Source organism: Plantibacter sp. Leaf1 (genome assembly GCF_001421315.1).
Lineage (GTDB): Bacteria > Actinomycetota > Actinomycetes > Actinomycetales > Microbacteriaceae > Plantibacter.
In genome coordinates this window covers 1-354 of sequence record NZ_LMJX01000001.1, presented here as the reverse complement: position 1 = coordinate 354, position 354 = coordinate 1, and the positions used below count along the sequence as shown (strand labels likewise).

Here is a 354-nt window from a genome sequence, read left to right as displayed (position 1 = left end):
GGTGTCGTTCGCGAGGCGCACGGCCTCCTCCTCCGACGCGACGCGGTACAGGGCTGCGACGGGGCCGAAGAACTCCTCGTGGAACGCGTCCATCTCGGGCGTCACGTCGGTGAGGACCGCGGGTGGGAAGAAGTTCCCCGACGGCTCTCCGGAGGCCAGGATCGTCGCGCCCTGCGACTTCGCGCGGCCGAGCTGCTCGCTGAGGCGCTCGGTCGCGGCGGACGACGAGAGCGGGCCGAGCTGGGTGCTCTCCGCCATCGGGTCGGCCGGTGCGTTGCCGGTGAACACGGTGGTGAACTTCGCGGCGAAGTCGTCGAACAGCTCGTCGATGATGATGAACCGTTTGGCGGCGTT

Annotated in this window: 1 protein-coding gene; it reads right to left on the bottom strand. The window is 69.5% G+C overall.

All coding sequences use genetic code 11. From position 1 onward, the window contains the following. Window positions 1-354 (bottom strand): aldehyde dehydrogenase family protein (locus ASE44_RS00005; protein ID WP_157579761.1); only part of this gene is annotated, 354 nt, incomplete at both ends.